General features: G+C 53.1%; 21 protein-coding genes and 1 riboswitch. Of the genes, 14 read left to right on the top strand and 7 right to left on the bottom strand.

What is annotated here, in order from left to right:
- The first annotated feature begins 4 nt into the window (after positions 1 to 4).
- The 7 genes from RO22_RS10410 to RO22_RS10380 all read left to right on the top strand — a co-directional run bounded on the left by RO22_RS10410 (position 5) and on the right by RO22_RS10380 (position 7,934).
- Complete coding sequence (locus tag RO22_RS10410; protein WP_235208667.1) at positions 5 to 973, top strand: sugar-binding transcriptional regulator; 969 nt, start codon at positions 5 to 7, stop codon at positions 971 to 973.
- A gap of 434 nt (positions 974 to 1,407) precedes the next feature.
- On the top strand, positions 1,408 to 2,514 hold the full coding sequence (locus tag RO22_RS10405) for an MDR/zinc-dependent alcohol dehydrogenase-like family protein (protein WP_041158283.1): 1,107 nt from the start codon (positions 1,408 to 1,410) through the stop codon (positions 2,512 to 2,514).
- Between the two features lie 58 nt (positions 2,515 to 2,572).
- A complete protein-coding gene (locus tag RO22_RS10400; protein ID WP_035538219.1) occupies positions 2,573 to 3,217 on the top strand; it encodes a DUF2291 family protein in 645 nt (214 codons plus the stop codon).
- A gap of 9 nt (positions 3,218 to 3,226) precedes the next feature.
- Positions 3,227 to 4,768 (top strand): sugar ABC transporter ATP-binding protein, encoded by a 1,542-nt coding sequence (locus RO22_RS10395; protein WP_052475594.1) that lies wholly within the window; start codon positions 3,227 to 3,229, stop codon positions 4,766 to 4,768.
- Positions 4,769 to 4,793: 25 nt separating this feature from the next.
- Positions 4,794 to 5,891, top strand: coding sequence for an ABC transporter permease (locus tag RO22_RS10390; RefSeq protein WP_022522473.1), 1,098 nt, complete (start codon positions 4,794 to 4,796; stop codon positions 5,889 to 5,891).
- A gap of 78 nt (positions 5,892 to 5,969) precedes the next feature.
- Entirely contained in the window at positions 5,970 to 6,923 is a 954-nt protein-coding gene (locus RO22_RS10385) for a D-ribose ABC transporter substrate-binding protein (protein WP_009288677.1), read from the top strand.
- Between the two features lie 105 nt (positions 6,924 to 7,028).
- Complete coding sequence (locus RO22_RS10380; RefSeq protein WP_022522474.1) at positions 7,029 to 7,934, top strand: ribokinase; 906 nt, start codon at positions 7,029 to 7,031, stop codon at positions 7,932 to 7,934.
- A gap of 104 nt (positions 7,935 to 8,038) precedes the next feature.
- Here RO22_RS10380 and RO22_RS10375 read toward each other — a convergent pair whose 3' ends face one another.
- Genes RO22_RS10375 through RO22_RS10360 form a run of 4 tightly spaced genes read right to left on the bottom strand, consistent with a single transcriptional unit; the run spans position 8,039 to position 11,854 of the window.
- Positions 8,039 to 8,827, bottom strand: a complete 789-nt coding sequence (locus RO22_RS10375; protein WP_027959990.1) for an HpcH/HpaI aldolase family protein — start codon at positions 8,825 to 8,827, stop codon at positions 8,039 to 8,041.
- Entirely contained in the window at positions 8,824 to 10,350 is a 1,527-nt protein-coding gene (locus RO22_RS10370; protein WP_041158281.1) for a tripartite tricarboxylate transporter permease, read from the bottom strand. Before RO22_RS10370 ends, RO22_RS10375 begins: the two co-directional genes overlap by 4 nt.
- A gap of 4 nt (positions 10,351 to 10,354) precedes the next feature.
- Complete coding sequence (locus RO22_RS10365) at positions 10,355 to 10,825, bottom strand: tripartite tricarboxylate transporter TctB family protein (RefSeq protein ID WP_022522477.1); 471 nt, start codon at positions 10,823 to 10,825, stop codon at positions 10,355 to 10,357.
- A gap of 30 nt (positions 10,826 to 10,855) precedes the next feature.
- Entirely contained in the window at positions 10,856 to 11,854 is a 999-nt protein-coding gene (locus tag RO22_RS10360) for a tripartite tricarboxylate transporter substrate binding protein (protein ID WP_022522478.1), read from the bottom strand.
- 262 nt (positions 11,855 to 12,116) lie between these two features.
- Between RO22_RS10360 and RO22_RS10355 the strand changes: the two genes are divergently transcribed.
- The gene (locus tag RO22_RS10355) at positions 12,117 to 13,139 is read left to right on the top strand and encodes a LacI family DNA-binding transcriptional regulator (RefSeq protein ID WP_041158279.1); all 1,023 of its coding nucleotides are present in this window, start codon (positions 12,117 to 12,119) and stop codon (positions 13,137 to 13,139) included.
- A gap of 302 nt (positions 13,140 to 13,441) precedes the next feature.
- Here the strand turns inward: RO22_RS10355 and RO22_RS10350 are convergent, their stop codons facing one another.
- Complete coding sequence (locus tag RO22_RS10350; protein WP_039860244.1) at positions 13,442 to 13,918, bottom strand: 6,7-dimethyl-8-ribityllumazine synthase; 477 nt, start codon at positions 13,916 to 13,918, stop codon at positions 13,442 to 13,444.
- Between the two features lie 97 nt (positions 13,919 to 14,015).
- Positions 14,016 to 14,184: riboswitch (FMN riboswitch) on the bottom strand.
- 230 nt (positions 14,185 to 14,414) lie between these two features.
- Between RO22_RS10350 and RO22_RS10345 the strand changes: the two genes are divergently transcribed.
- The 3 genes from RO22_RS10345 (at position 14,415) to RO22_RS10335 (ending at position 18,507) form a co-directional block, all read left to right on the top strand.
- Positions 14,415 to 15,455 (top strand): AbrB family transcriptional regulator, encoded by a 1,041-nt coding sequence (locus RO22_RS10345; protein WP_041158278.1) that lies wholly within the window; start codon positions 14,415 to 14,417, stop codon positions 15,453 to 15,455.
- A gap of 104 nt (positions 15,456 to 15,559) precedes the next feature.
- Positions 15,560 to 17,452 (top strand): ABC transporter ATP-binding protein, encoded by a 1,893-nt coding sequence (locus RO22_RS10340; protein WP_009288174.1) that lies wholly within the window; start codon positions 15,560 to 15,562, stop codon positions 17,450 to 17,452.
- 47 nt (positions 17,453 to 17,499) lie between these two features.
- Complete coding sequence (locus RO22_RS10335) at positions 17,500 to 18,507, top strand: zinc-dependent alcohol dehydrogenase family protein (protein WP_041158277.1); 1,008 nt, start codon at positions 17,500 to 17,502, stop codon at positions 18,505 to 18,507.
- A gap of 83 nt (positions 18,508 to 18,590) precedes the next feature.
- On the opposite strand, the gene RO22_RS10330 is transcribed toward RO22_RS10335, so the two are convergent.
- On the bottom strand, positions 18,591 to 18,857 hold the full coding sequence (locus RO22_RS10330; RefSeq protein WP_027959997.1) for a hypothetical protein: 267 nt from the start codon (positions 18,855 to 18,857) through the stop codon (positions 18,591 to 18,593).
- Positions 18,858 to 19,029: 172 nt separating this feature from the next.
- On the opposite strand from RO22_RS10330, the gene RO22_RS10325 reads away from it, so the two are divergent.
- Together RO22_RS10325 and RO22_RS10320 are read left to right on the top strand one after the other, a co-directional pair.
- Complete coding sequence (locus RO22_RS10325; protein WP_041158276.1) at positions 19,030 to 20,178, top strand: hypothetical protein; 1,149 nt, start codon at positions 19,030 to 19,032, stop codon at positions 20,176 to 20,178.
- Positions 20,179 to 20,218: 40 nt separating this feature from the next.
- Entirely contained in the window at positions 20,219 to 21,055 is an 837-nt protein-coding gene (locus RO22_RS10320; protein ID WP_041158275.1) for a mechanosensitive ion channel family protein, read from the top strand.
- Positions 21,056 to 21,061: 6 nt separating this feature from the next.
- Here the strand turns inward: RO22_RS10320 and RO22_RS10315 are convergent, their stop codons facing one another.
- Positions 21,062 to 21,796 carry a YebC/PmpR family DNA-binding transcriptional regulator gene (locus tag RO22_RS10315; protein WP_022522486.1) on the bottom strand — a complete coding sequence of 245 codons (735 nt, stop codon included), beginning with the start codon at positions 21,794 to 21,796 and terminating at the stop codon, positions 21,062 to 21,064.
- A 236-nt stretch (positions 21,797 to 22,032) separates the two neighbouring features.
- On the opposite strand from RO22_RS10315, the gene RO22_RS10310 reads away from it, so the two are divergent.
- Positions 22,033 to 22,650, top strand: coding sequence for a LysE family translocator (locus tag RO22_RS10310; protein WP_022522487.1), 618 nt, complete (start codon positions 22,033 to 22,035; stop codon positions 22,648 to 22,650).
- Positions 22,651 to 22,674: the final 24 nt, after the last annotated feature.

The following is a 22,674-nucleotide window of genomic DNA, read 5'->3' as shown; positions in this document are numbered from 1 at the left end:
GAGGATGAATGGTCAAGACGCTGCAGATATAGACTTAATGACAGAGATTTCAACTCTCTACTATGTGCAGGGGGAAACGCAGGAAGCGATCGCAAATAGGCTCGGGCATTCGCGTGTGCGAATAGGGCGGCTGCTCAAGCGTGCCCAGGCAGAAGGAATTGTCGATGTTCGCGTGCGCCTGCATCCCGCCGTTAGTGTTGAGATTGAGCAGGAGCTCAAACGGCGCTTTGGCCTGAAGCGAGCGTTGATTGCTCTGGATAATGCCGACCCAGATGTGCAGCGCTCGTCAGTCGCTAGTCTAGTGGCAGACCATCTGTCGCGTAGTTTGACCGATGGCCAGATCGTAGCCGTTGGCATGGGGCGTAACGTCGCCGCGGTGGCGGATAATGTTTTCCTGGCGGAGTCGTTAAAAGTTTCATTTGTGTGTGCAATTGGCGGCTCGCTGCGTGCAGGCGAGCATATGAATCCTGACCATATTTGTCGACGTTTGGCGAGCAGGTTTGGCGGTGACAGTGAGACGCTTTATGCCCCTGCGCTGGTGCAGAACGGTGAGCTTAGGGATGCATTGTATGAAAACTCTACAGTGCGCCAGACACTAGACCGGGCTCGCCGTGCGGATACCGCTTTGATTGGTGTAGGCGATGTCAGTGAAGACAGTAATATGGTGCGTATGGGGTGGTTTTCCGCCCAGGAGATTGCTGAAGCACGGCTCTCTGGGACAGTGGGCGATATGATGGGCTATGACTTTATCGATATCCATGGGAAGCCTTCCGCAACGCAGATGCAGGGGCGTGTGGTGGGGCTTAATATACAGGATCTCACGCGTATTCCAGACGTTATTGCCATCGCCAGTGAAAATACTAAAGCGGTTGGGATACTGGGGGCGCTGCGTACCGGGGTTATCGATACCTTGGCGACTAGTGTCACTAACGCGCACACCATTCTGCGTCTCGATGAAGCGACTACCGGGTAAGTGCGCGCTTGATTTGTATTCAAAACCTAAGGTTTCTCGGCATCTTACGCTTAGGTCGGCCCAACTTTCTCTGTTGCATTTATTGGCTTTTCTTGGGCATGTGGGCACTCTTTGGCATGCTTGGTTTCCCCCTTGTCCCTCGCTCCGATGTCAGTGATATTTGGCGGGTGTTTGTACATTTGTACGATGCTGGAACATATAGCATGGCTTTAAGTGATGCTTTCGCATGGCCGTAATAATAAATAGTTTCCATTTTTAAAATTTAAGTATAAAAAACAATCAATTATGATATTGGTCTAAAGTATAAGATTAGAAAGCTCCATTATGGATTGACTCAGCTATGCTTAAAGCAGTTAATTCATATGTACACAACAAGATCTTTTGTAAAGCGTGCGTCGCTAGCCAAGCAATACAAGATATATTAGGAGTGAGTAATGCATAACGCCGATAACAACAATCACACCGAACTGCCTCTGACCATGCAAGCCGTCGTAGCCTACGCGCCTGGTGATTATCGTCTTGAAGAGGTGGGCGTGCCGAAGGTAGGAGAGGGTGAAGTCCTGATAAAGGTTGAAGCGTGCGGAATCTGCGCAGGCGATCTCAAAGCCTATGAAGGCGCCCCCAGCTTTTGGGGAGACGAAACCCAGCCCGCTTATATCAAAGCACCGATGATTCCAGGCCATGAGTTTATTGGTCATGTGATGGCTTTAGGAGAGGGCGTTAAAAACCTTGAGGTCGGTGATCGCGTTATTTCCGAGCAAATCGTGCCTTGCTGGGAGTGCCGTTTCTGTAACCGTGGGCAGTACTGGATGTGCGAAAAGCACGATGTGTATGGATTTCAACACAACGTAAATGGCGGTATGGCTGAATATATGGTCTTTCCTAAAGAAGCCATTAATCACAAGTTGCCAGATGAGATTCCGATGGAGAAAGCGATTCTTATTGAACCCTATGCTTGTTCGTTACATGCCGTTAAGCGTGCGCAGATTGAACTGGGAGATGTGGTTGTCCTCTCCGGGGCAGGCACCTTAGGGCTAGGAATGATCGGTGCGATCAAAAAGTCCGGGCCTTCCAAGCTGGTCGTACTGGATCTCAATAACAAGCGCTTAGAACTTGCTAAACAGTTTGGTGCTGACATTGTCCTGAATCCCGCTGAAGTTGATGTTATTGACTACGTTAAAGGCATAACGGAAGGCTATGGTTGCGATATCTATATTGAGGCGAGCGGTGCGGTACAGTCGGTAGAGCAAGGTCTTTATATGATCCGTAAATTGGGTCGCTTTGTCGAATTTAGTGTATTCAAAGAGCCAGTGACTGTTGATTGGAGCATTATTAGCGATCGTAAAGAGCTGGATGTGCTGGGTGCGCATCTAGGCCCTTATTGTTACCCACCTGTCATTGAAGGCATTGGTAATGGTGATTTCCCAACGGATCATGTGGTGACCCATAAGCTGCCGTTAGCCGAATTCCATCAAGGGCTAGATCTAATGCGCAATGACCCTAACGCATTAAAGGTTGTGCTTATACCTGACGGGAAGTAGGTAGTGGAAGTTTCTTATTTATAACTTTTTTATAACTACAATGATAACCGGAGTGATTATGTCGGCGACATTAAATTCGGTGCCCGGTGATAAGCGTATAAAGGTCTATGTGGCAGCTGCTTTTGCGTTAGTGCTGTTTGCACTCATGGCGCTCGATACTAAAGTCATTAGTCTTACTGAACTTGAGAGCGCGGTGGGGTTTTCACCACAGCAATTTGCTCAGGAAACATTTCCAGAGATCCAAGCGTATGTCGAGAATAACGCTGTAAATGCATCGGTATTGGCGCCAGAGGTTCTCCAGGATGCCGGAGCGGCAGGTGAGAAATACGGCGTCGCTGCCGGCATTGGCCATATTGTGCCGGTCTCTTTATCCGGAGTTGCTGTAGAAAGCCGGGGGGGCGTTTACACCCTAGAGGTTGCCGATGTGCCTTCAGATATCGTCATTCGTGTGCAAACAGGCCCAGCCATTAATGGCACTACGCTGAGAGATACAACCGGCAATATTCAATTTGGCGACTTTACCAATCAGATTGAGTACCAAGATGTCGGCGCAGCGCTCAATGATGAAATGAAGCGTCAAGTGCTTGCGGATATTTCCGGACAAGAGTTAACCGGAAAAACGTTAGAGGTAGTTGGCTCTTTTACCATGATAAATCCCAAAAACTGGCTAATTACGCCGGTGAGTATAGCGATCATTGAGTGAGGGGCGGCTATGAGTATCGATACATCAACAGTGGAAGTGGCTCCGGTGATTCTTTCTGCACGCAATATCGAAAAGCGTTTCGGTGCCGTGCAAGCCCTCAAAGAAGTGAACTTCGATATATATCGAGGACAGGTGACAACGCTCTTTGGCGAAAATGGAGCGGGTAAATCTACGCTGATGAAAATTTTGTCTGGTGTCATTGCTCAGACGGCTGGGGAGATTGTATTGGAAGGAGAGAGCGTCAGCTTTTCTTCACCGTCGGATGCTGAAGCGCTGGGGATTACCATTATTCATCAGGAGTTGAGCTTGGCCCCTAACCTGAATGTGCGTGACAACATTTTTATGGGGCGTGAGCTGACTAAAGGAAGAGGCAGCGTCGACTATAAAGAAGAGGCACGTCAGGCTGAATTGTTAATGGAGGAGCTGGATGAACCGATCCACCCTCTTACCCTGGTCGAAGATCTACGGGTGGGGCAGCAACAAATCGTTGAAATCGCGAGAGCGCTGTCCAAGAACTCTCGCATTTTGATTATGGATGAACCGACTTCCGCATTGAGTGCCACGGAAGTCGAGACGTTATTCAAAGTCGTCCAGGATCTCAAAAACAAGGGTGTGTCGATTGTTTATATTTCTCACCATTTGGAGGAGGCGCTGCAGATTACCGATCATGCCGTTGTTCTCCGCGATGGGGTCATGACTGCTTACGCTCCACGTAGTGATATCGACCTGCAGTGGATCGTCAGGCATATGGTAGGAGAGAGTTTCGATCTTGGCTCACCGCCCACAGGGTATGAGCAGGGCTCCACCGCGCTCTCTATCCAGAACCTTTACATAAGCGACGATAAAGTGGCAGGTCGCTATGTTGTTGAGGATCTTTCTCTTGATGTGCGCGCAGGCGAGATTGTCTGCATTTATGGGCTAATGGGCGCTGGCAGAACTGAGTTATTGGAGTGTGTGGCAGGGCGAACCCGGCAGTCCAAGGGAGATATCTTGCTCAACTCAACTGACGTATCCCATTACAACATTGCACAGCGAATCGAGAGAGGGTTGGTGTTAGTGCCTGAGGATCGCCAGCGTGATGGGTTAGTACCCACCCTGTCAGTCGGTAGAAATCTGTCGTTAGCCAGTATCCATGCGTTTACTCGCAAGGGGCTTACTTCTTCCAGCTTGGAGGCAGAAATGATTAATTCAGCTATCGATAAGGTGCACATTAAAACAGACGGCGGGGAGGCTTCCATTGGTTCATTGTCTGGCGGTAACCAGCAAAAAGTGGTGATCGGTAAGATGTTGGCTACCCATCCAGACGTCATCATACTTGATGAGCCAAGCCGTGGTATCGACGTGGGCGCCAAGGCCGAAGTGTTCAAGTTATTGAGCCAAGGGGCTCGGCGGGGGTTGGCGGTTGTCTTTACAACATCTGAAGTAAGCGAGTGCTTGAGTATTCCACACAGAGTGCTGGTGATGAGCAAAGGACGGATCTCCGCTGAATTCAAACCGGGTGTAACGAAAGATGAAATTATGGCTGCTTCGGGCGAATCAGTTGCTGCATGATTATTCAATCGGATAGGTAATGACTATGTCTCATCACAACAATAACGCGTTACAAGATGAAAAAGGCAGTATCGATATCGTCAAGATTTTGCTGGAAGGTAGGGCTTTTTTTGCATTAATCGTGATCATTATTGTCTTTTCCATGCTCTCGCCTGTTTATTTTTCAACGGGTAATTTTTTAACCATGTCTTCGCATGTGGCTGTTTTTGGCTTGCTAGGCATCGGCATGCTGTTTGTCATTCTGACTGGCGGTATCGATTTATCGGTTGGCTCTACGTTGGCACTTTGCGGAGTGTTCGCGGGTATGTTGTTAGAAGGGGTGGAGATTGAAGCGTTTAATTTGGCTTTCTATCCTTCAGTGTGGGTCGTCGTGGTACTTACTTGCTTACTGGGCGGCCTCGTGGGGGCTATAAATGGCGTATTAGTTGCCTACTTCAAAGTGCCTGCTTTCGTGGCCACACTGGGCATGTTGTATGTCGCGCGCGGAGCCGCACTGCTGCTAACCGATGGATTAACGTTCAATAGTTTAAGTGGTGACCCTACATTAGGTAATACTGGGTTTGAATGGCTTGGGTTTAATAAACTATTCGGTATTCCTGTAGGTGTTTTGATTCTCTTTTGTGCTGCGGTTATTTGCATGTTGGCGCTCAGTCGTACGCCGTTTGGCCGGTGGATTTACTCTACCGGTGGCAATGCGCGTGCTGCAGAGCTATCTGGGGTGCCCGTCAATCGCGTTAAGCTCTCCGTCTACATTATTTCCGGCGTGTGCGCAGCCCTGGCTGGGATTGTACTTGCCTCACAGTTGACCTCTGCTGGGCCAACGGCAGGTACTACCTATGAGCTGACAGCGATTGCTGCTGTTGTTATCGGTGGCGCCTCACTGATGGGGGGACGTGGCACGGTTCGAAATACTTTATTGGGCGCATTTGTAATTGGCTTTCTCGCCGACGGTCTGGTCATCATCGGTGTGTCTGCTTATTGGCAAATGGTCTTCACGGGTAGCGTGATTGTCTTTGCTGTCATGTTAAATAATGTCCAATACAGTGCTAAACACAAGTCCTCTCAACAAGCCGAGAAAACGACAGAAAGTAAGCGTGAAGGTTCTAGAGCAAGTGCTACTTAACGTAGCATTGCTTAGAAGTGTGGCCTGCTCAGGTCTACCGATTCAAAGACCAACAATCATAACTATGAGGTAATAATCATGCTTCCAAAAAGTAAAAAAGTGCTTTTTACAGCTCTCGCCAGTGTCTCGATGCTCTTTAGTAGCTCTATAGTTGCTCAGGACAAGGGACTGATCTCAATTATTGTCAATGATATGTCAAACCCCTATTGGCAAACGGAAGGAACAATTGCTGAGCGTACAGCAGAAGAATTGGGCTATGATGCAAATGTAAGTTCCCATGTGGGTGACACCAACACTGAAAGCAATCAGGTCGATACGGCAATTACCAATGGGGCTAAAGCAATCATTCTCGACCCTGCTAATGCGGACGGTTCCATTGGCGCTGTGCGAAGAGCAATCGAGGCGGGAATTCCGGTATTTATTATTAACGCTGAGATTAACCAGCAGGGATTGGCCAAAGCGCAACTGGTTTCCAATAATGCGCAAGGAGCCGCGTTAGGAGCGCAACAGTGGGCAATGCAACTAGATGGCGAGGGATCCTATATAGAGTTAAAGGGACCCCCTTCTGATAATAATGCTGCGACAAGATCCAATGGCTATGAGACGGTGCTTAGCCAATACCCCGATCTTAGCCTTGCTGCGTCTGACATCGCTAACTGGGATCGGACGGAAGGGCGCAATAAAATGCAGAGTATGCTCCGTTCTCATCCTGATATTCGAGGCGTCATTAGTGGTAACGACGAAATGGCTTTAGGCGCCATTGTGGCTCTAAAGCAGGAGGGGCGGCTAGACGATGTAATAGTAGGTGGTTTTGACGGTTCACCAGATGCTGTTGATGCGGTTCGCTCGGGTGAACTGGCCTATACCGTTCTACAGCCGGTGGCCGTATTTGCAGAACATGCAGTAAAAATTGCTGATCATTACATTAATACCGGAGAAACAGGGTTGGATAGTGAAAAACAGCTTTATGACTGTTTCCTTATTACTCAAGATAATGTAGATAGCTATACCTCCCCCTTTGTGTTGGAATAATAGGTTTTAGAAGAGTAAGCGTTAGAAGAGTAGGTGTTAGAGGAACTTGCCTAGAGGCCAGTCAGCTTTAAAGCTGGCTGGCTTTTTGAATAAGAGGGGGTGTCAATGATCTTTAATTTTGGTTCCATCAATATCGATTATACTTACCGTGTACCCTATTTTGTCCGCCCTGGCGAAACCTTGGAAAGCGGTGATTATAATATTGGGTTAGGTGGAAAAGGCGTCAATCAGTCACTGGCAATAGCGCGCGCCAAAGGAAGGGTGAGTCACTGGGGGCGAGTTTCATCGCTAGATGCCTGGGTGACCAGTGAGCTTGAGTCTGCGGGTGTTGGTGTGAAAGATGTCGAATTGACCCCAGAGCCAAGTGGGCATGCCATTATTCAAATTGACGCACTGGGTGAAAACGCTATTCTTTTGTTCTCTGGCGCCAATCATGGTTTTACGCAGGAGAAAATGACGGCTCTTATTGCGCAAACCGCTCCTGGCGACACAATACTTATTCAGAACGAATGTAACGGGCTTGATCAGCTTATTCCATTAGCAGTGAGCCACGGCTGCAAGGTGATATTTAACCCAGCACCAATGACCTCGAAGGTATCATCACTCCCTCTAGACCAATGTGAACTGCTTTTTTTTAACCGTACAGAGGCCGCCGCTTTATTAGAGATGCCGGTAGAGTCGAGCGCCGCAGATTTGCTAAGGCGTTGTAAAGAATCGCTTGGCGATGTCGAGGTGGTTCTTACCCTAGGTAGCGAGGGGGCTTGGTATCAGCGCAGCAGTGAGACTCTTTTTCAATCGGCTTTAAAGGTAAAGGCCATCGATACAACGGCCGCAGGCGATACCTTTGTGGGTTACTTCCTTGCCGCTAGGCAAGCTGGCCTAAAGCCTTCACAGTGTTTGCAAAGGGCAACAGCGGCGGCTGCCCTGGCGGTTCAAAAACGCGGCGCTGCCAGTAGTATTCCAATGGCGGAAGAGGTTGATAGATTGATGTGTCAACAAGAAGCGCTATAGAGTGCGGCAGCGATTTGTTTTCAGCATTATCTTGGTCACTTTATCTTAGCGTCTTCAGAAGGCCGGTGGCAGTGACGCCCCGGCCACTAAGAACCATATCCGAATCAGGATCCTCCGAAATCAGCGGATTGCTCACGCCATAGTGCCGCCTCGTGGCGTAGGGTGCTGGCGAGCAGTGCGATGTCGTTGGGGCCGGCCACGAAGCGGTAGCCACTATTGGTCAGAGTGGTGACATCGCGACCGGGCCCGGTGATGGTGCCCATCCAGCGCCCGCTATTGGCGATGCGGCGCTCAAGATCCTCAATCAGACTGCGTACCTCGGGTGCCTCGAGACGTTCGAGCAAACCCATTGAGCCCGCCAGGTCGTTGGGGCCGATGAACAGCATGTCTATGCCATCAACCTCGGCGATCGCCTCGACGTTATCTGCCCCTTCAGTATGCTCGATTTGGGTGATCAACAGCAGGTCATCGTTGGCTTGACTAGCGTAATCACTGAAAGCGCCGTAGCCTGAGGCGCGTACGATAGGAGCCGCATAGCCACGCTGTCCATGAGGAGGGTAGCGGCAGGCATCGACGATAGCTTGAGCCTGTGCAGCGCTATTGACCATCGGCACCATGATCGAGCGTACCCCCATATCCAGGATCTTCTTCAGGTAGGTGGGGTCGTTGGCGGGAATGCGTAAAACCGCTTCACCACCTGCTGCTTCGATGGCGCGAACTAGATGCGCGGTATGCTCGAGGCTGGAGACACCGTGCTCGTTGTCGATCAGAATGGTTTTCCAACCGGCCCAAACGGCAATTTCGGCTAGTTCGGGGCTGGCGCTTTCCAACCACAGGGCGCTAATGGCTCGACCCTGCTTAAGGGCAAGTTTGGTACGGTTGCGATGGCTCATGGATAGGTTTCCGTTTCCGCAGAGGGGCTAGGATGGCGACGACGCTGAACACTCTCATAGATACCGCGAGTCAGCAGCAACGCCCAGAGCAGCAGGGTGAGTGTGCCTAGCGCCGCCGCCCAGGGGCGATCGAAGAAGGCCAGCAAGTCGCCTTGGGCCTTCATCATCGATGTCATGAAGTTTTCCTCGACGATCGTGCCGAGAACGATACCCAGTATGGCGGGTGCCAGTGGAAAGCCATTGGCCTCCATGGCGTAACCCAGGACACCCAGCGCCAATACTGTCCAGATGGCAATGACCGAATTGGTAATGGCGTAAGCTCCCACCAACGAGAACAGTAGTACACAGGGCATGAGCACCCGACGCGGGATACGTACCACCTGACTGGAAGCCATGATCACCAACAGGCCAGCAGGGATCATCGCGAGATTGCTTAGTGCGAAGGCGCCGTAAAGGGTATGTACCAGTTCTGGTGACTCGGTAAATATCTGCGGCCCAGGTGACATCCCGTTGAGTAGCAGGATGCCGATGGCAATAGCCGTGACGCTATCGCCGGGGATACCGAACACCAATGCTGGCGTCCAGGCGCCACCGATAGCGGCATTGTTGGCGGAGCCACCATCGGTTACGCCCTCAATGTACCCCGTACCGTAGCGTTCGGGATGGCGCGAGAAGCGCCGTGAAATCGCATAACAGATCCAAGCGGCGATATCTGCCCCGGCGCCGGGCAGCGCGCCGATCAGGGTGCCAAGTACGCTGGAGCGGGCGATGTTGCGCTTGAAGCGGCGCAGTACGAGCGCTGCCTCACGCAGCGCTTTGGAAAATGACTCTTGTACTGCATTGGCAGATTGGTCGCGATGTCCTATCTGTGCACTGCGCAGAATCTCGCTGAGCGCAAACAGGCCGATGATGGCGGGAATAAAGCTAATGCCATCGAACAGTTCGTAATTGCCGAAGGTGAAGCGTGGATGGCCGACGGCGACATCGATGCCGATAGTGGCGATAAATAGGCCGAGGAAGAGGCTGGAAAAGCTCTTGGCGACGCTACCGTTACTAGTTAGTACCGCGCAACTCAGTCCTAGGCAGGCCAGCCAGAAGGTTTCGAAGCTGGAAAACTGCACTGCGACACGGGCCAACTGAGGGGCAATGAGCGCTAGAAGGGCGACACCCACCAGGCCTCCAATGCAGGCGGCGAACAATGACACCATCAGCGTCGAGCGGGAGCGTCCTGCGCGTGACAGGCGGTAAGCGTCCTCGACGTAGGCCGCGGAGGCGGGCGTGCCGGGGATACGCATCAAGGTGCCGGGTACGTCGCCAGCGAAAATCGCTGTGGTAGTTGTGGCGACAATGGCGCTGATGGCGATCAACGGATCCATGAAGTAGGTAAAGGGCACCAGAAGGGCCACCGCCATGGTAGCGGTTAGGCCCGGCATGGCGCCGATGAAAGTGCCATAGAGCGTACAGGCGGCGATGACCGCTAGGGAGGCTGGACTGAATAGGGAGGTGAGGGTCGAGGCGCTCATAGCGTCACCATGCCATTGGCGTCAGCAGGCCCCAGGGGAGCGGGACGCGCAGCAGTGAATAGAACAGCAGATGCACGCCGATCACCAGGGGGAGTGCTAGCAGCACTGCGCCCCCAGCACGCATCCCGAAGATCAGAGCTGTGGCGGAGACTGCCATGAAGGAAGCAATATGAAAGCCCAGGAGATCGAGCAATAGGCCATAGCCGAGTATCACGATCAGCAGGGCCATGGGGCGTGCTGCCATCCTCCATCCTGTTTGCCGAGGTGGCATCGTCGAAGTGCTCGGCGCCTTCCGCCGCCCCCGCGACCCAAAGCCGATTAGCGCTCCGCAAACTATCAGGCCAATCGCCGCGATAGAGGGAAACAGGCCGGGGCCGTACTCCAGCCCGGCCAGGGACGGGAAGGTTGAGGCGCGCCAGAGCACCAGTGCGCCGAAGAGAACCAGTAGGCTCCCCGACAAGCGATCATTGCACATGAACACCTCCTGCTTATCAATCGGCCTCGCTTATTTGGCGAGGCCGATCGCTTCGACCACTTCGCCCAATTGACGATCAGCCTCAGCGAGGAGTTGAGCGGTCTCGTGACGATTTTCGAACACTACCTGAGTGCCACTGCTGCGCTTGAACTCGGCCCAGGCTTCACTGTTGATAGCTGTCTCGATTGCTTGCTCGTAGGTGCAGGCGATCTCGTCCGGTAGACCGTCAGGGCCGCTGACCGTCACAAAGGCACTCAGTGTCCATCCACTCTCCAGTGTGTCAGCTGTCAAAGGGACTTCAGGCATCTGTTCCATCGGAGTATCGCTCATGTAGCCCAGCGCCTTTAGTTCCCCCTGTTCGATCAGGTTGCGGGCCTCAGCGAGTGAAGGTGTCGCAACATCAATGCCCCCTGCCATCAGTTCCTTGAGAGCAGGCCCAGCACCTTGGCTGGGGATCCAGCGAATGGCGTCGGGAGCCAGTCCTTCGGCCTTGAGCATACCGGCTAGGGCGAGATGCCAGATGCCGCCCTGGGCAGTTCCCGAAGCGGTCAATTCTCCGGGGTTCTGGCGTGCCTCGTCGAGTAGATCCTCAAGCGTTTCGTAGGGTGAATTATTTTGTACCACTACCCCAGGCGAGCTGCGGTTAATCAATGCGATGGGCGTGATGTCCTGGTAGGTCAGCGGTGTTAGGCCGAGCCAGTGCATGGTGTCGATCTCGACAGTGGCGGCACCAATGGTATAGCCGTCAGGTTTGCCTCGCGCGAGTGAGGTGTGGCCTACAACGCCGTTTCCACCGGTACGGTTGACGACGTTGAAGGGCACGCCCATTTCTTCTTCGAGCAGGCTGGCCAACCGACGTGCATTGGCGTCGGTGCCGCCACCGGTACCCCAGGGAACGATGAAGGTAACGGCTCGTTCGGGCTGCCAGTGACAGGTTTCAGGGTTATCGGCTGAGGCGGAAGTAGCTGCCAACGAGGCCCATAGGGCCAGTGAGATAGTCATTATTGTTGTCGAATTTGTGCTCATCATGCTGCGTGCTCCTGGCAGTGGCGAGGGATCTTGGCGGCGTTTTTGATAGTTGTTGGGATGCCTTCGTTGTCATTTTTTACACAGTTCAATCGATTGAATAAATACAACTTTGGTCGTTATGAAATTGGAATTACGTGCTTATGAGGCTTGCGATATCACTAAAAAATTCGCTATGAGAGTATGTTACTCATAATTCCAAAAAGAGGCTGGCGCACTAGATCGCGTTCCGTCGCCTATAAATCATGGGAGTTGAGATTTTTATATGGCAAGTCGTCCGACACTTAAAACGATCGCCGATCAGGTAGGCGTTACCGTTTCCGCAGTATCATTAGCCCTGCGTAATGATCTGCGAATTTCCCAAGCGACACGGGAGCGTATACAACAGGCTGCGAAGGAGCTGGGTTACGTCTATAACCGGCATGCGGCGGGGTTGCGGAGAGGCGATAGCGGCACTGTAGCAGTATGCCTTAATGATCTGAGCAACCCGTTTTTCACCGAATTCCTTGGGCACATGGAAGCGCGCTTTCGCGAGGCGGATCGCATGATGCTGTTCTGCCATGCCCATGAAACACCATTGGTCCAGGCGCGCTTCATTCGTCAGATGGCCGAGCATGGTGCCGCGGGGCTGATTTTGGTGCCTGTCGCCGGTACCACCCGAGAAGATCTTGATGGGCCGCAGGTAAGGCATCTACAGGATTTTCCGCTGGTGCTAATTTCCCGGGATGTCGCTGATACAAGTTTCGATCGAGTCATCAACGACGATGTGCTAGGCATCCGTCTTTTATTCGAACACTTATATGAAGCAGGGCATCGGCGCTTTGCTTGGTTGGGTGGTGGCGGTGATACGTCCACTGCCCGTGATCGAGAATGCTCCTTCCGACAGCAGATGGATGCTGCCGGTTTGCCTGTCACCAGTGATTCGGTTCACCACGGGCCAACGACACTTGAATTCGGTGACGCCATGCTAAAGCGGCTGCTTGCGATGCCGGAACCACCGACCGCAATTATGTGTTTTTCGGACATTATTGCCTTTGGTGTGCTGGCGGCGTGCTACCGGCATGGGGTGCGCCCAGGTGTGGATATTTCTGTCACCGGTTTCGATGATATGGCTGCGGCCGCCTACTCGGCACCAGCATTGACCAGTGTGCGGGTACGCACTGACCTAATTGGCCAGTGTGCCAGTGAGTTGCTGCTTTCTCGTATGGCGGGGGAGCAATTTCCGCCGGTTCTGAAGGTAATACCGCCCGAGCTGGTGGTGCGGGCGAGTACCGGGCCGGCAGCATGAGCTTCGCACTCACCTGACCTCTGCTACGGCGAACATAGCGGTGATGGTAACCGAACGTCCTTACATAGACGCCTATCGATCCGATCCTGCGCTACCCAACCTACCTATACCCATGATTGCCCACGTTATCAGCGTTAGGGCGTCACTTTGGGTCAGCCTCATGAGTTGAAAAGGCTTGAGTTACTTTGCAGCAAAGAGCCTAAACGGCTATTTAAGCGTCAAACGTCTATGAATTGACTCAGGTAGCGAGCTAACATTCAGATTGCCCGCTACCTAAGCATCTCCACAATTTTAGCAGTGACTTATTTTAGCCCTTGAATCCGTCGATGGTTTTCCAAAGTCATTACCAACGCTTCAGCCGCTTCCTTGCCTTTGGCACGGAAATGGTCATAGAAAAAATCATGATGTGTGCTGTGTTCATGGAAATGATGCGGCGTCAGCACGACAGAAAGTATGGGAATTTCTGTGTCCAGTTGCACCTGCATCATGCCTTCAACCACTGCCTGAGCAACGAAGTCGTGGCGATAGATGCCTCCATCAATAACAAAGCCCGCACCCACAATGGCGCTGTAACGACCTGTTTTGGCTAGCAACTTAGCTTGAAGAGGCACTTCATAAGCCCCCGCAACTTGGAATATTTCTATTTGATCAGCGGAAAAGCCATGCTCACTGGCAAGTTGAGCAATAAATGCTTCTCTGGCTTGGGCAACAATATCGTGATGCCAAGACGCTTCGATAAAGGCAACGCGAGGGAATGAAGAAAGTTGGGTCTGATTCATGGTCATCCTAAGGGGATTGGTTACCAGAACCAGGGCATGAGGCATCCAATAGCACAGCACCCGCATGCGTTGGAACGCTACGGGTAATATCACTAGGAAACCTTCTCTTTTATCCGGACTATTACCGTCGGCTTCGGGATCTCACCGAATCTGCTGTCCTCAACCGTTAGGTGACACCTCTGGTTGAGCGCTCGTGGGCTTATCCGCATCAATAAAGATATGGCATCACCACCGGTGGGGACTTACACCCCGCCCTGAGAAAGTTCGCCATTACTGGCGGAAGACATTATACGCTGGCTGGCCGACAGATACAGATAGCATGACCAAAAAATTAAGATGATGGATGACGTCTTGAAAGGTGAGCTTAGCAACCAAAAGCATACCTCTTCGCCATCATTGAAGCCCAAACCACTGGTTAAGTGCTAGACTACTGGATGTCATTAGCAGGTTAATTATTGCGTCAATAGGGACAGATTTTAAGATTTAGGGAGTCGATGTGAAGGGCGTCGTGTTGAATGCAGGGAGCGCAAAAGCGCTGGCAATATCACTAACCGTTGGCGCCGTTGGCGGTACGCTGTTTCAACTGTCCGGTTTGCCCCTTGCATGGATGCTTGGCCCTCTTATTGCCAACCTAGTGGTCTCTTCACAAGGCGTGAAGGTCGAAGTGCCTGAGCCACTGCGTAACGTATTTCTAGCCGTCATGGGGTTGGTGTTGGGTAGCCAGGTGACGCCGCAGCTGGCTCATCGCGTACTGGATTGGCCGGTTTCTGCTGCTCTCTTGCTGCTGGGAGTAGCCGTCTCCACTGCCGTAGCCGCTGCCTGGTACCGGCGCTGTGGTTTCGACCCCGTCAGTGCCTGGTTTGGTGCCTCGCCCGGCGCGATGACGGCGATGATTCTGTTGGGCGAAAAGTGCGGTGGCGACCCCCAGCGTATTGCAGTCGCGCAGTCGCTGCGCATCATTTTAGTGATTCTTTTTTTGCCGCCGCTATTTTGGGCCTATGAGGGCGGAGGCGAGGGCATCGGCCCTGTTCATAGCAGTTTTGAACACGGCTGGATGCTACTGATGATCCCGCTGCTGTTGCCGCTAGGACGCTGGCTGCGAATTCCCAGCCCTGCACTGCTGGCACCACTGCTAGCCGCTGCTCTATTATCCGGTGTTGATATTGCCAGTTTCGCTCTCCCGGAATGGGGGATGAACCTGATGCTGTGGGTGCTGGGCAGTGCCATTGGTTCGCGCTTTCAGGGCATGACGCGAAAGCTTTTTGGCCGCTATTTATGGCAGTCTGGTGTGGCGACGCTGTTAGCGTTGCTGGTACTTGCACTCTTTGCTGAGCTGATTCACCAACTGTTAGGGGTAGGGCGCGATGTGGCGCTGTTGGCGCTGGCGCCGGGGGGCATTGGCGAAATGGCTATTTTGGCCGTCGCGCTCAATATCGACCCGGTGTTTGTTGCCTTTCACCACCTGCTGCGCATGGTCACGCTGATGATCATTGCGCCTTTTTGGGCGCGTTGGCTGCTGCGCCACGCCACTTCTTAAATCTTAAACAATCAAACTGTTACATAAATAAGTTAACGTCTGTCACATCAATTTCAGACACACCAATTCCAGACACACCAATGCCAGTCACGTAAGGAAGCCTCATGCTATCGCGTGTTTTACAGCCGCTATTTCGTTACTTCGAAACGCGGGTAAACCCTTATCCGGAAGGCGAGGTTAAAACGCCGCCTAAGGGCTTAATGCCGTTTATTGTGCACTTTTCCCGTCCGATGCTGCCGCTGTTGCTGCTAATGACGCTGTTCACGGCGCTGGTCTCGGCGGCTGAAGTGGTTTTCTTTAGCTACATGGGGCAACTGGTCGATTGGCTGGGCAACGTTGAACGTGCAGGCTTTTGGGCTGAAAACGGCCTGTGGCTTGCTGGCCTGGGGCTATTGCTGCTGATCGGTTTGCCGCTGTTGGTGCTGATGCAGTCATTGGTCACCCATCAGAGTATTTTCGGTAACTACCCGATGATCGGCCGCTGGCTATCCCACCGCCATATGCTTAGCCAGAGCCTGGCATTTTATCAGGACGAATTTGCCGGGCGGGTGTCGCAAAAGGTGATGCAAACGGCGCTGGCGATCCGCGAGACCGTCACCAAGGTGATGGATTTATTGGTCTACGCCATCGTCTATTTCACTGGCGCGGCCTACCTGCTGGGCCGGGCGGATCTTTTGCTGCTGATCCCACTGGGACTGTGGCTGGTGGGCTACCTGTCGATCATGCGCTACTTCGTACCGCGCCTGCGCGATGTCTCCATGGCACAGGCGGACGCCCGTGCCCAAATGACCGGCCGCGTGGTGGACAGCTACAGCAATATCCAGACCATCAAGCTGTTTGCCGACACCGAGCGCGAGCAGCGCTACGCCAAAGATGCTATGGAAGGCTTTATGGTCACCGTTCACCGCCAGATGCGCTTGGTGACGATCATGAGCGTGGGTTTGACGCTGCTCAACACGGCGCTGTTGGTGGGCACTGCGGCCATGGCGATCAGCGCCTGGTACACGGAGGCGATTTCCCTGGGCGTTTTGGCGATTGCCATCGCGCTGGTCATGCGTATCCGTTTTATGTCTGACTGGATATTGTGGGAAGTCGCCGGGTTGTTTGAAAATATCGGCACGGTTCAAGATGGCATGAACACCATCGCTCAGAAGCCCACGATCAACGATGCGCCCAATGCTAAAGCGCTTCAGGTTCCCCATGGCGAAATTGTGTTTGATGCGCTGCGCTTTCAATACGCCCAGGCGAAAGGGGAGAGTAAAAACGTCTTTGATGGACTCAGCCTGACCATCAAGCCCGGCGAGAAAATCGGCCTGATCGGCCGTTCCGGGGCGGGTAAATCCACCCTGGCCAATCTGCTGCTGCGTTTTTATGACTTGCAAGGTGGGCAGATATTGATCGATGGGCAAAACATTGCCGAGGTGACTCAAACCTCTTTGCGCCACCAGATTGGCATGGTCACCCAAGACACCTCGCTGCTGCACCGCTCGCTGCGTGACAACATCCGTTACGGCAGTCCCCACGCCAGTGACGAAGATGTTTGGAACGCGGTGTGCCGCGCCCATGCAGATACCTTTATCAATGATCTGGTCGACCCGAAAGGACGTCGCGGCCTGGATGCCCATGTGGGCGAGCGCGGAGTGAAGCTTTCCGGTGGGCAGCGCCAGCGGATCGCGATCGCCCGGGTGCTGCTCAAAAATGCCCCTATTCTGGTTCTGGACGAGGCCACCTCGGCGCTAGACTCGGAAGTGGAGGCCGCCATTCAAGAGCAGCTGGATACGCTGATGGAAGGCAAAACGGTGATTGCCATCGCGCATCGGCTGTCGACCATTGCCATGCTCGATCGGTTAATTGTGGTGGATGAAGGGCGCATGGTGGAAAGTGGCACGCACCAGGAACTGCTTGCACGCAACGGCATTTATGCCAGCCTTTGGCAGCGCCAGTCAGGTGGCTTCCTGGGCCTTGATATCGACGGCAACGGCCCCAATCAACAGTAGATACATACATCAATGTACATATTCGAACTGTACATACTGAGGTAACGATGAAAGCGATCAAGCTGAATCAGCCCGGCGGTTTGGACAAGCTGGACGTTGTCGACATGGAAGCGCCTGGGGAGCCGGGCCCTGGTGAAATCCGAGTACGTCTACACGCCAGCTCTCTGAATTTTCACGACTACGCCGTGGTCGCTGGGATGATTCCCACCGACGATGGGCGTATTCCCATGTCAGACGGCGCAGGCGTTGTCGAAGCCGTGGGCGATGGTGTCAGTGAGTTCGCGGTGGGCGACCACGTGGTATCGACCTTCTTTCCCCACTGGTTGGAAGGCCCGGCGCGTGTCGGTGATTTTCGCACCACGCCAGGTGATGGCGTGGATGGCTACGCTCGTGAGCAGGTTGTACGCCCGGCTGAGTGGTTTACCCGTCAGCCCAAGGGCTATAGCCATGCGGAATCCGCTACCTTAACCACCGCTGGCTTGACCGCTTGGCGGGCGCTGGTCGTCGATGGTGGCATTAAAGCGGGGGATAGCGTGCTGGTGATGGGCACGGGCGGGGTATCCATTTTTGCCCTGCAGTTTGCCCGATTGATGGGCGCGCGGGTAATTGCTACCTCATCATCTAACGAAAAGCTGGCGCGGCTGCGTGAGATGGGCGCCGAGCACACCATCAACTATAAAGAGACGCCTGATTGGGGTAAGCGCGTGAAAGAGCTGACCAACGGCGAAGGCGTTGATCATATCGTCGAAGTGGGCGGGCCAGGTACGCTGCCGCAATCCTTTGATGCGATCAAAATCGGTGGGCATATCGCTTTGATTGGTATCCTCACTGGGCGTGAGGGTGAAATACCGACGGCTAAATTAATGGCCAAGCAGGCGAGTTTGAAAGGCTTGATTGTGGGCAGTCGTCGCCACCAGATCGAGATGATTCGTGCGCTGGAAACATTCGATATGCACCCGATCATTGACCGCGAATTCCCGCTTGCCGAGATCGCCGACGCTTTCCGCCACCAGGAATCTGGCCAGCACTTCGGCAAGATCTGCCTGACGTTTTAAAACAGTTGGCTTACTTTCGAGGAAGTGAGTCATAGATAAATAGTTTGCACGCCTTGCGCACTTGCCGGGCGTGCAAGTGCAGACTAATCTGGCAAGCGGCTGTAGACCACGCCTTTTACTTCAAGCTCCAATATCTCATCGTAGGGCACCATCACGCCTTCAACGTCACCCGGTGTGCGATGGCTGTTCTTAATCTCGGTTTCAGGTATCACCTTTACGCCCATTAGCCCAACGTGCTGGATTCTGGCGCTAAAGCGATTGCCCTCATGCTCAATCAGTAGCCGCTCACCGGCAATACACTTCTCAAGCTTGGCGTGGAGTTCTGTTTCGCTAACGTGGACAACACTCATTGCTTTCTCCTTTAGCTTTTGCCATTGCTCTCGCAATAAAATAATAATCCGTTATGTGCGCTAACGACTGTCTATAAAGACTTTATTTTAGACCATAAGTTCGTCTATGAGGTTAGAAGCTGCGCGCACCGTGCTAAAGTGAACGCTTATTGCTAACCATAGGGACAAGGTCATGGGGGAGCATTCATCATCAGCCGACACGCCGCTGTGGGCGGTCGTCGAGCTCGATCAGTTTCGTACCCCTGAGCAGACCCAGGCAAGCCAATGGCGACGTTCGTTCCGTTCGATCTCGTCGTGGCTGGGGGGCAAAAACGATGCTGAGCAGCAGGTAAAAGACGAAAGCGAGCTACGTGCGCTACCCGGGGTTAGGCTAGCACATTTAGTGCCGTCTATTGATTGGGCTCCCGCGGCGAGAGCGTTGGGGCAACAGCTAGAAGGCCAGGATGCGCCTGTAACGTTCTTTATTACCACGCCCTACAGTGGTCATGCTTCGGTGGTAACTCATTGGGCTGAAAAGCATCATGTTGCCTGCTTAGCGCCGCCCACGCTTAGCGAAATAGCCGAGGGTAGCACTCAGTGGATAGAGCAGTGTGTCAATCAACGAGAATGGGCCATTCCCGCTCTGGAACGTTATTTTTTACGCCACACTCAGGGTATTCAGGGCGTTCGAGAGTTTCTTGAGCGTGCTTTAAGTGGCCGTTTGGGTAAAGGTGTGATTGGTTGCGACAGCTGGACTTACGCTTTCCTTCATCGGGTGATCGGTATCGATGGGGCACCGGTGTTGACCCTTCAATCCATGGAGGGCGAGCAACTGGCACGCTATTTTGCACAAATTGCGGCCTATTCGGGGCAGCCGCCGCCTGTTTACAGCACGCGAACCGGTAAGCAGGTATTGTTCGACTCAGCATCTGAGCAAAAGAGTAAAGCGCCTAATAAAGAACTGCAGCGCTTAGCGGCTCACTGCCGCGGTCATATAGGTCTTGCATGGCACTACTGGCGCGAGCGGTTACGTGAGCCAAAAGCAGACAATGAAGAGGCCCTCTGGCTGGTCGATGCCCTAGCAGAGGCGGAGCTTGCCGTTGATACCGGCGATATCGCCACGCTGGTGATGCATGCGTTATTGGTTCATGGCGGTCTGGATGACGACTCTTTGGGGGAAGTGCTGCCGTTCTCTCACCATGAAGCACTCAATGCCCGTTTAGCCCTGCAGCGCAAAGGCATTGTTTCAAGCTGCGAAGGACGTTGGCAGATCACACCGTTAAGCTACGCGAGCGTTCGCCAGTTACTAGAGTCGCGTAATTATCTGGTCGATCCTCTGTAAGTAGCACCGGTATCAGCGACAGGCCCGCGGAGGGCAACCCATGGAAGAGCAACAGAAGTATGCGCGGCTTTTTAACGATATCGATAGCCAAGCGCTGATTACGTTGGGCGTAGTGCTGCTATCAACCATTGTGCTGATTATTTTCAGCCAACGGGGGCTTAACTGGATCGGCAACCGAATGCATGGTCAAGTTCGCTTTCGTATTTTTGCTCTGGTGCCGATGACGCGCTTACTGATATTGATTACTGCACTCGCCATCATCGTACCGGTTATTATTGAGCCGTCGCTGCGCAACATGGTGACCCTGTTGGGTGCACTGGGCTTAGCCATTGGCTTTGCCATGAAAGATTACGTGAGCAGCTTGATAGCAGGCGTTGTTTCAGCGATAGAGCTGCCTTATCGGCCAGGCGACTGGGTTCAAATTGAAGATACCTACGGCGAGGTCAAACACGTTGGCTTACGCACCGTAGATATCCAAACCCCTGACGATGATTTGGTCTATGTACCGCATTTAAAGCTGTGGGATCACGCCGTCTATAATGCCAACAACGGCGGTACCAGCCTGCAGTGCGTGGCGAGTTTTTACCTTCACCCCGAGCACGAAGCAGGCTGGGTACGTAAAGCGCTGCGCGATGTGGCGTTAACCAGCGCCTATCTGAAGTTCGATAAGCCAATTATTGTGGTGGCCGAAGAGAAACCCTGGGGCACCCACTACCGCATACGCGCTTACCCGGTGGATCCGCGCCAGCAGTTTTTGTTTATTACCGATCTAACTGTGCGCGGTAAAACAGTGCTGAGTGCCGCAGGCGTACAGTCAGCGATGTTGCCACCGGATGCTGCCCTGGATGCACGCAACGCGGCAGAATCTTCTTACTAACAGGCCTTAGGCGTCTGTAGACTCGGGCAGCTCACCGCTGTGATAGACGTTTTGCACATCGTCCAGTTCGTTGAGCATGCCTAGGAATTTTTCGAACATCGCTACATCATCGCCTTCCACCGGGGTGGTGGTTTGCGGCAGGAACTGAATCTCGTCTGCCTCAAAGTCAATCTCACCGAAGGCATCTAATAATGCCTGTTTGGCTTTGGCGTAGTCGGTATGTGGGGCAAAAACGGTGATCCGCTCACCCTCTTGCTCAATATCGGTGACATCCACATCGGCTTCCATTAATGCTTCAAGCACGGCCTCTTCATCGCTTCCGGCGAAGGAAAAAATCGCGCAGTGATCGAACATATGGCTGACGCTACCGGGAGTGCCGATTTTGCTCTTGGTTTTGGTGAAGCAGCCGCGCACATCGCCAAAGGTGCGGTTGGGGTTGTCGGTAAGGCAGTCGACAATCACCATCACATTGCCAGGGCCGAAGCCTTCGTAGCGTGCGGGCGAGAAATCCTCGCCACCGGCACCGCTGGCTTTGTCGAGCGCTTTATCAATAACGTGAGAGGGCACCTGATCTTTTTTGGCCCGCTCCATTAAGCCGCGCAGCGCCAGATTGCCATTAGGGTCGGTGCCGCCCGCTTTAGCGCAAACGTAAATCTCGCGTCCATATTTGCTGTAGACCTTGGTCTTTGCATCGGCCGTTTTGGCCATGGATTCCTTACGGTTCTGAAAAGCCCTACCCATGTTGCCGTCCTATGTTTTCTAGACCTATGTTTGCTATATGCCCCGCGCAATGAGCGGCGGGGCGGATGTTTTCAAAAGAGCGAATAAATCGCATAGAGCAAAAAGATTAAATTTTACCCAACAGCGTACCATGCTAACAGCGTTATTTAAGACGCTTACCGAAGTGTTGCTTGGCTTGGCGTATACTGGCCATCATTACTCATATTTTGATTTTGACACCTCAAGGAGGAAAAGACATGCCGTTAACACTCTGGCTATCGCTCGCCGCGATTTGTGCCATGGGCGCTATGTCGCCGGGGCCGAGCTTGGCACTGGTGCTGCGCCATACGTTAGGCGGCGGGCGTTTTACTGGAGTGACCGCGGCAGTCTTCCATGCCTTCGGCGTAGGCTTTTATGCGCTCCTGACCGTTTGGGGGCTAGGCGCGATAATCGCCGGTTTTCCGCTGCTGTTCCAGCTGATTACCTGGTTCGGCGCGGCTTATTTGGCGTGGCTAGGGGTTAAAGCGCTGCGTGCCGGGAAAGCCGGTGCCTTGGAGCCTAATGCGATTGTCACTAGCCGAGGGCAGGCGGCCAAAGAGGGCGTGCTGGTGGCATTAGGCAACCCGAAGCTGATTCTGTTTTTTGTTGCGTTACTGAGCCAGTTTGTGACCCCGGAAATGAGTGGGGTAGCTAAAGCTATCATTGTGTTAACGGCGATGATTATTGATGGCGGTTGGTACGTGTTGGTGGCGGTGGTGCTTTCCCACTCGCAGATTTTGCCCTGGCTACAGCGGCGTGCCCATTGGATTAACCGCATCACGGGCGTACTGTTAATCGCGCTGGCGCTACGAGTGGTCGCCGGACCGCTGGTGTAAAAAGCATAGCCGTGGCATGGTGAT

This window comes from Halomonas sp. KHS3 (assembly GCF_000830495.1).
GTDB classification, from domain to species: Bacteria; Pseudomonadota; Gammaproteobacteria; order Pseudomonadales; family Halomonadaceae; genus Vreelandella; species Vreelandella titanicae.
The sequence above is the reverse complement of the archived record's forward strand: the minus strand, read 5'-3'. Positions and strand labels throughout refer to the sequence as shown.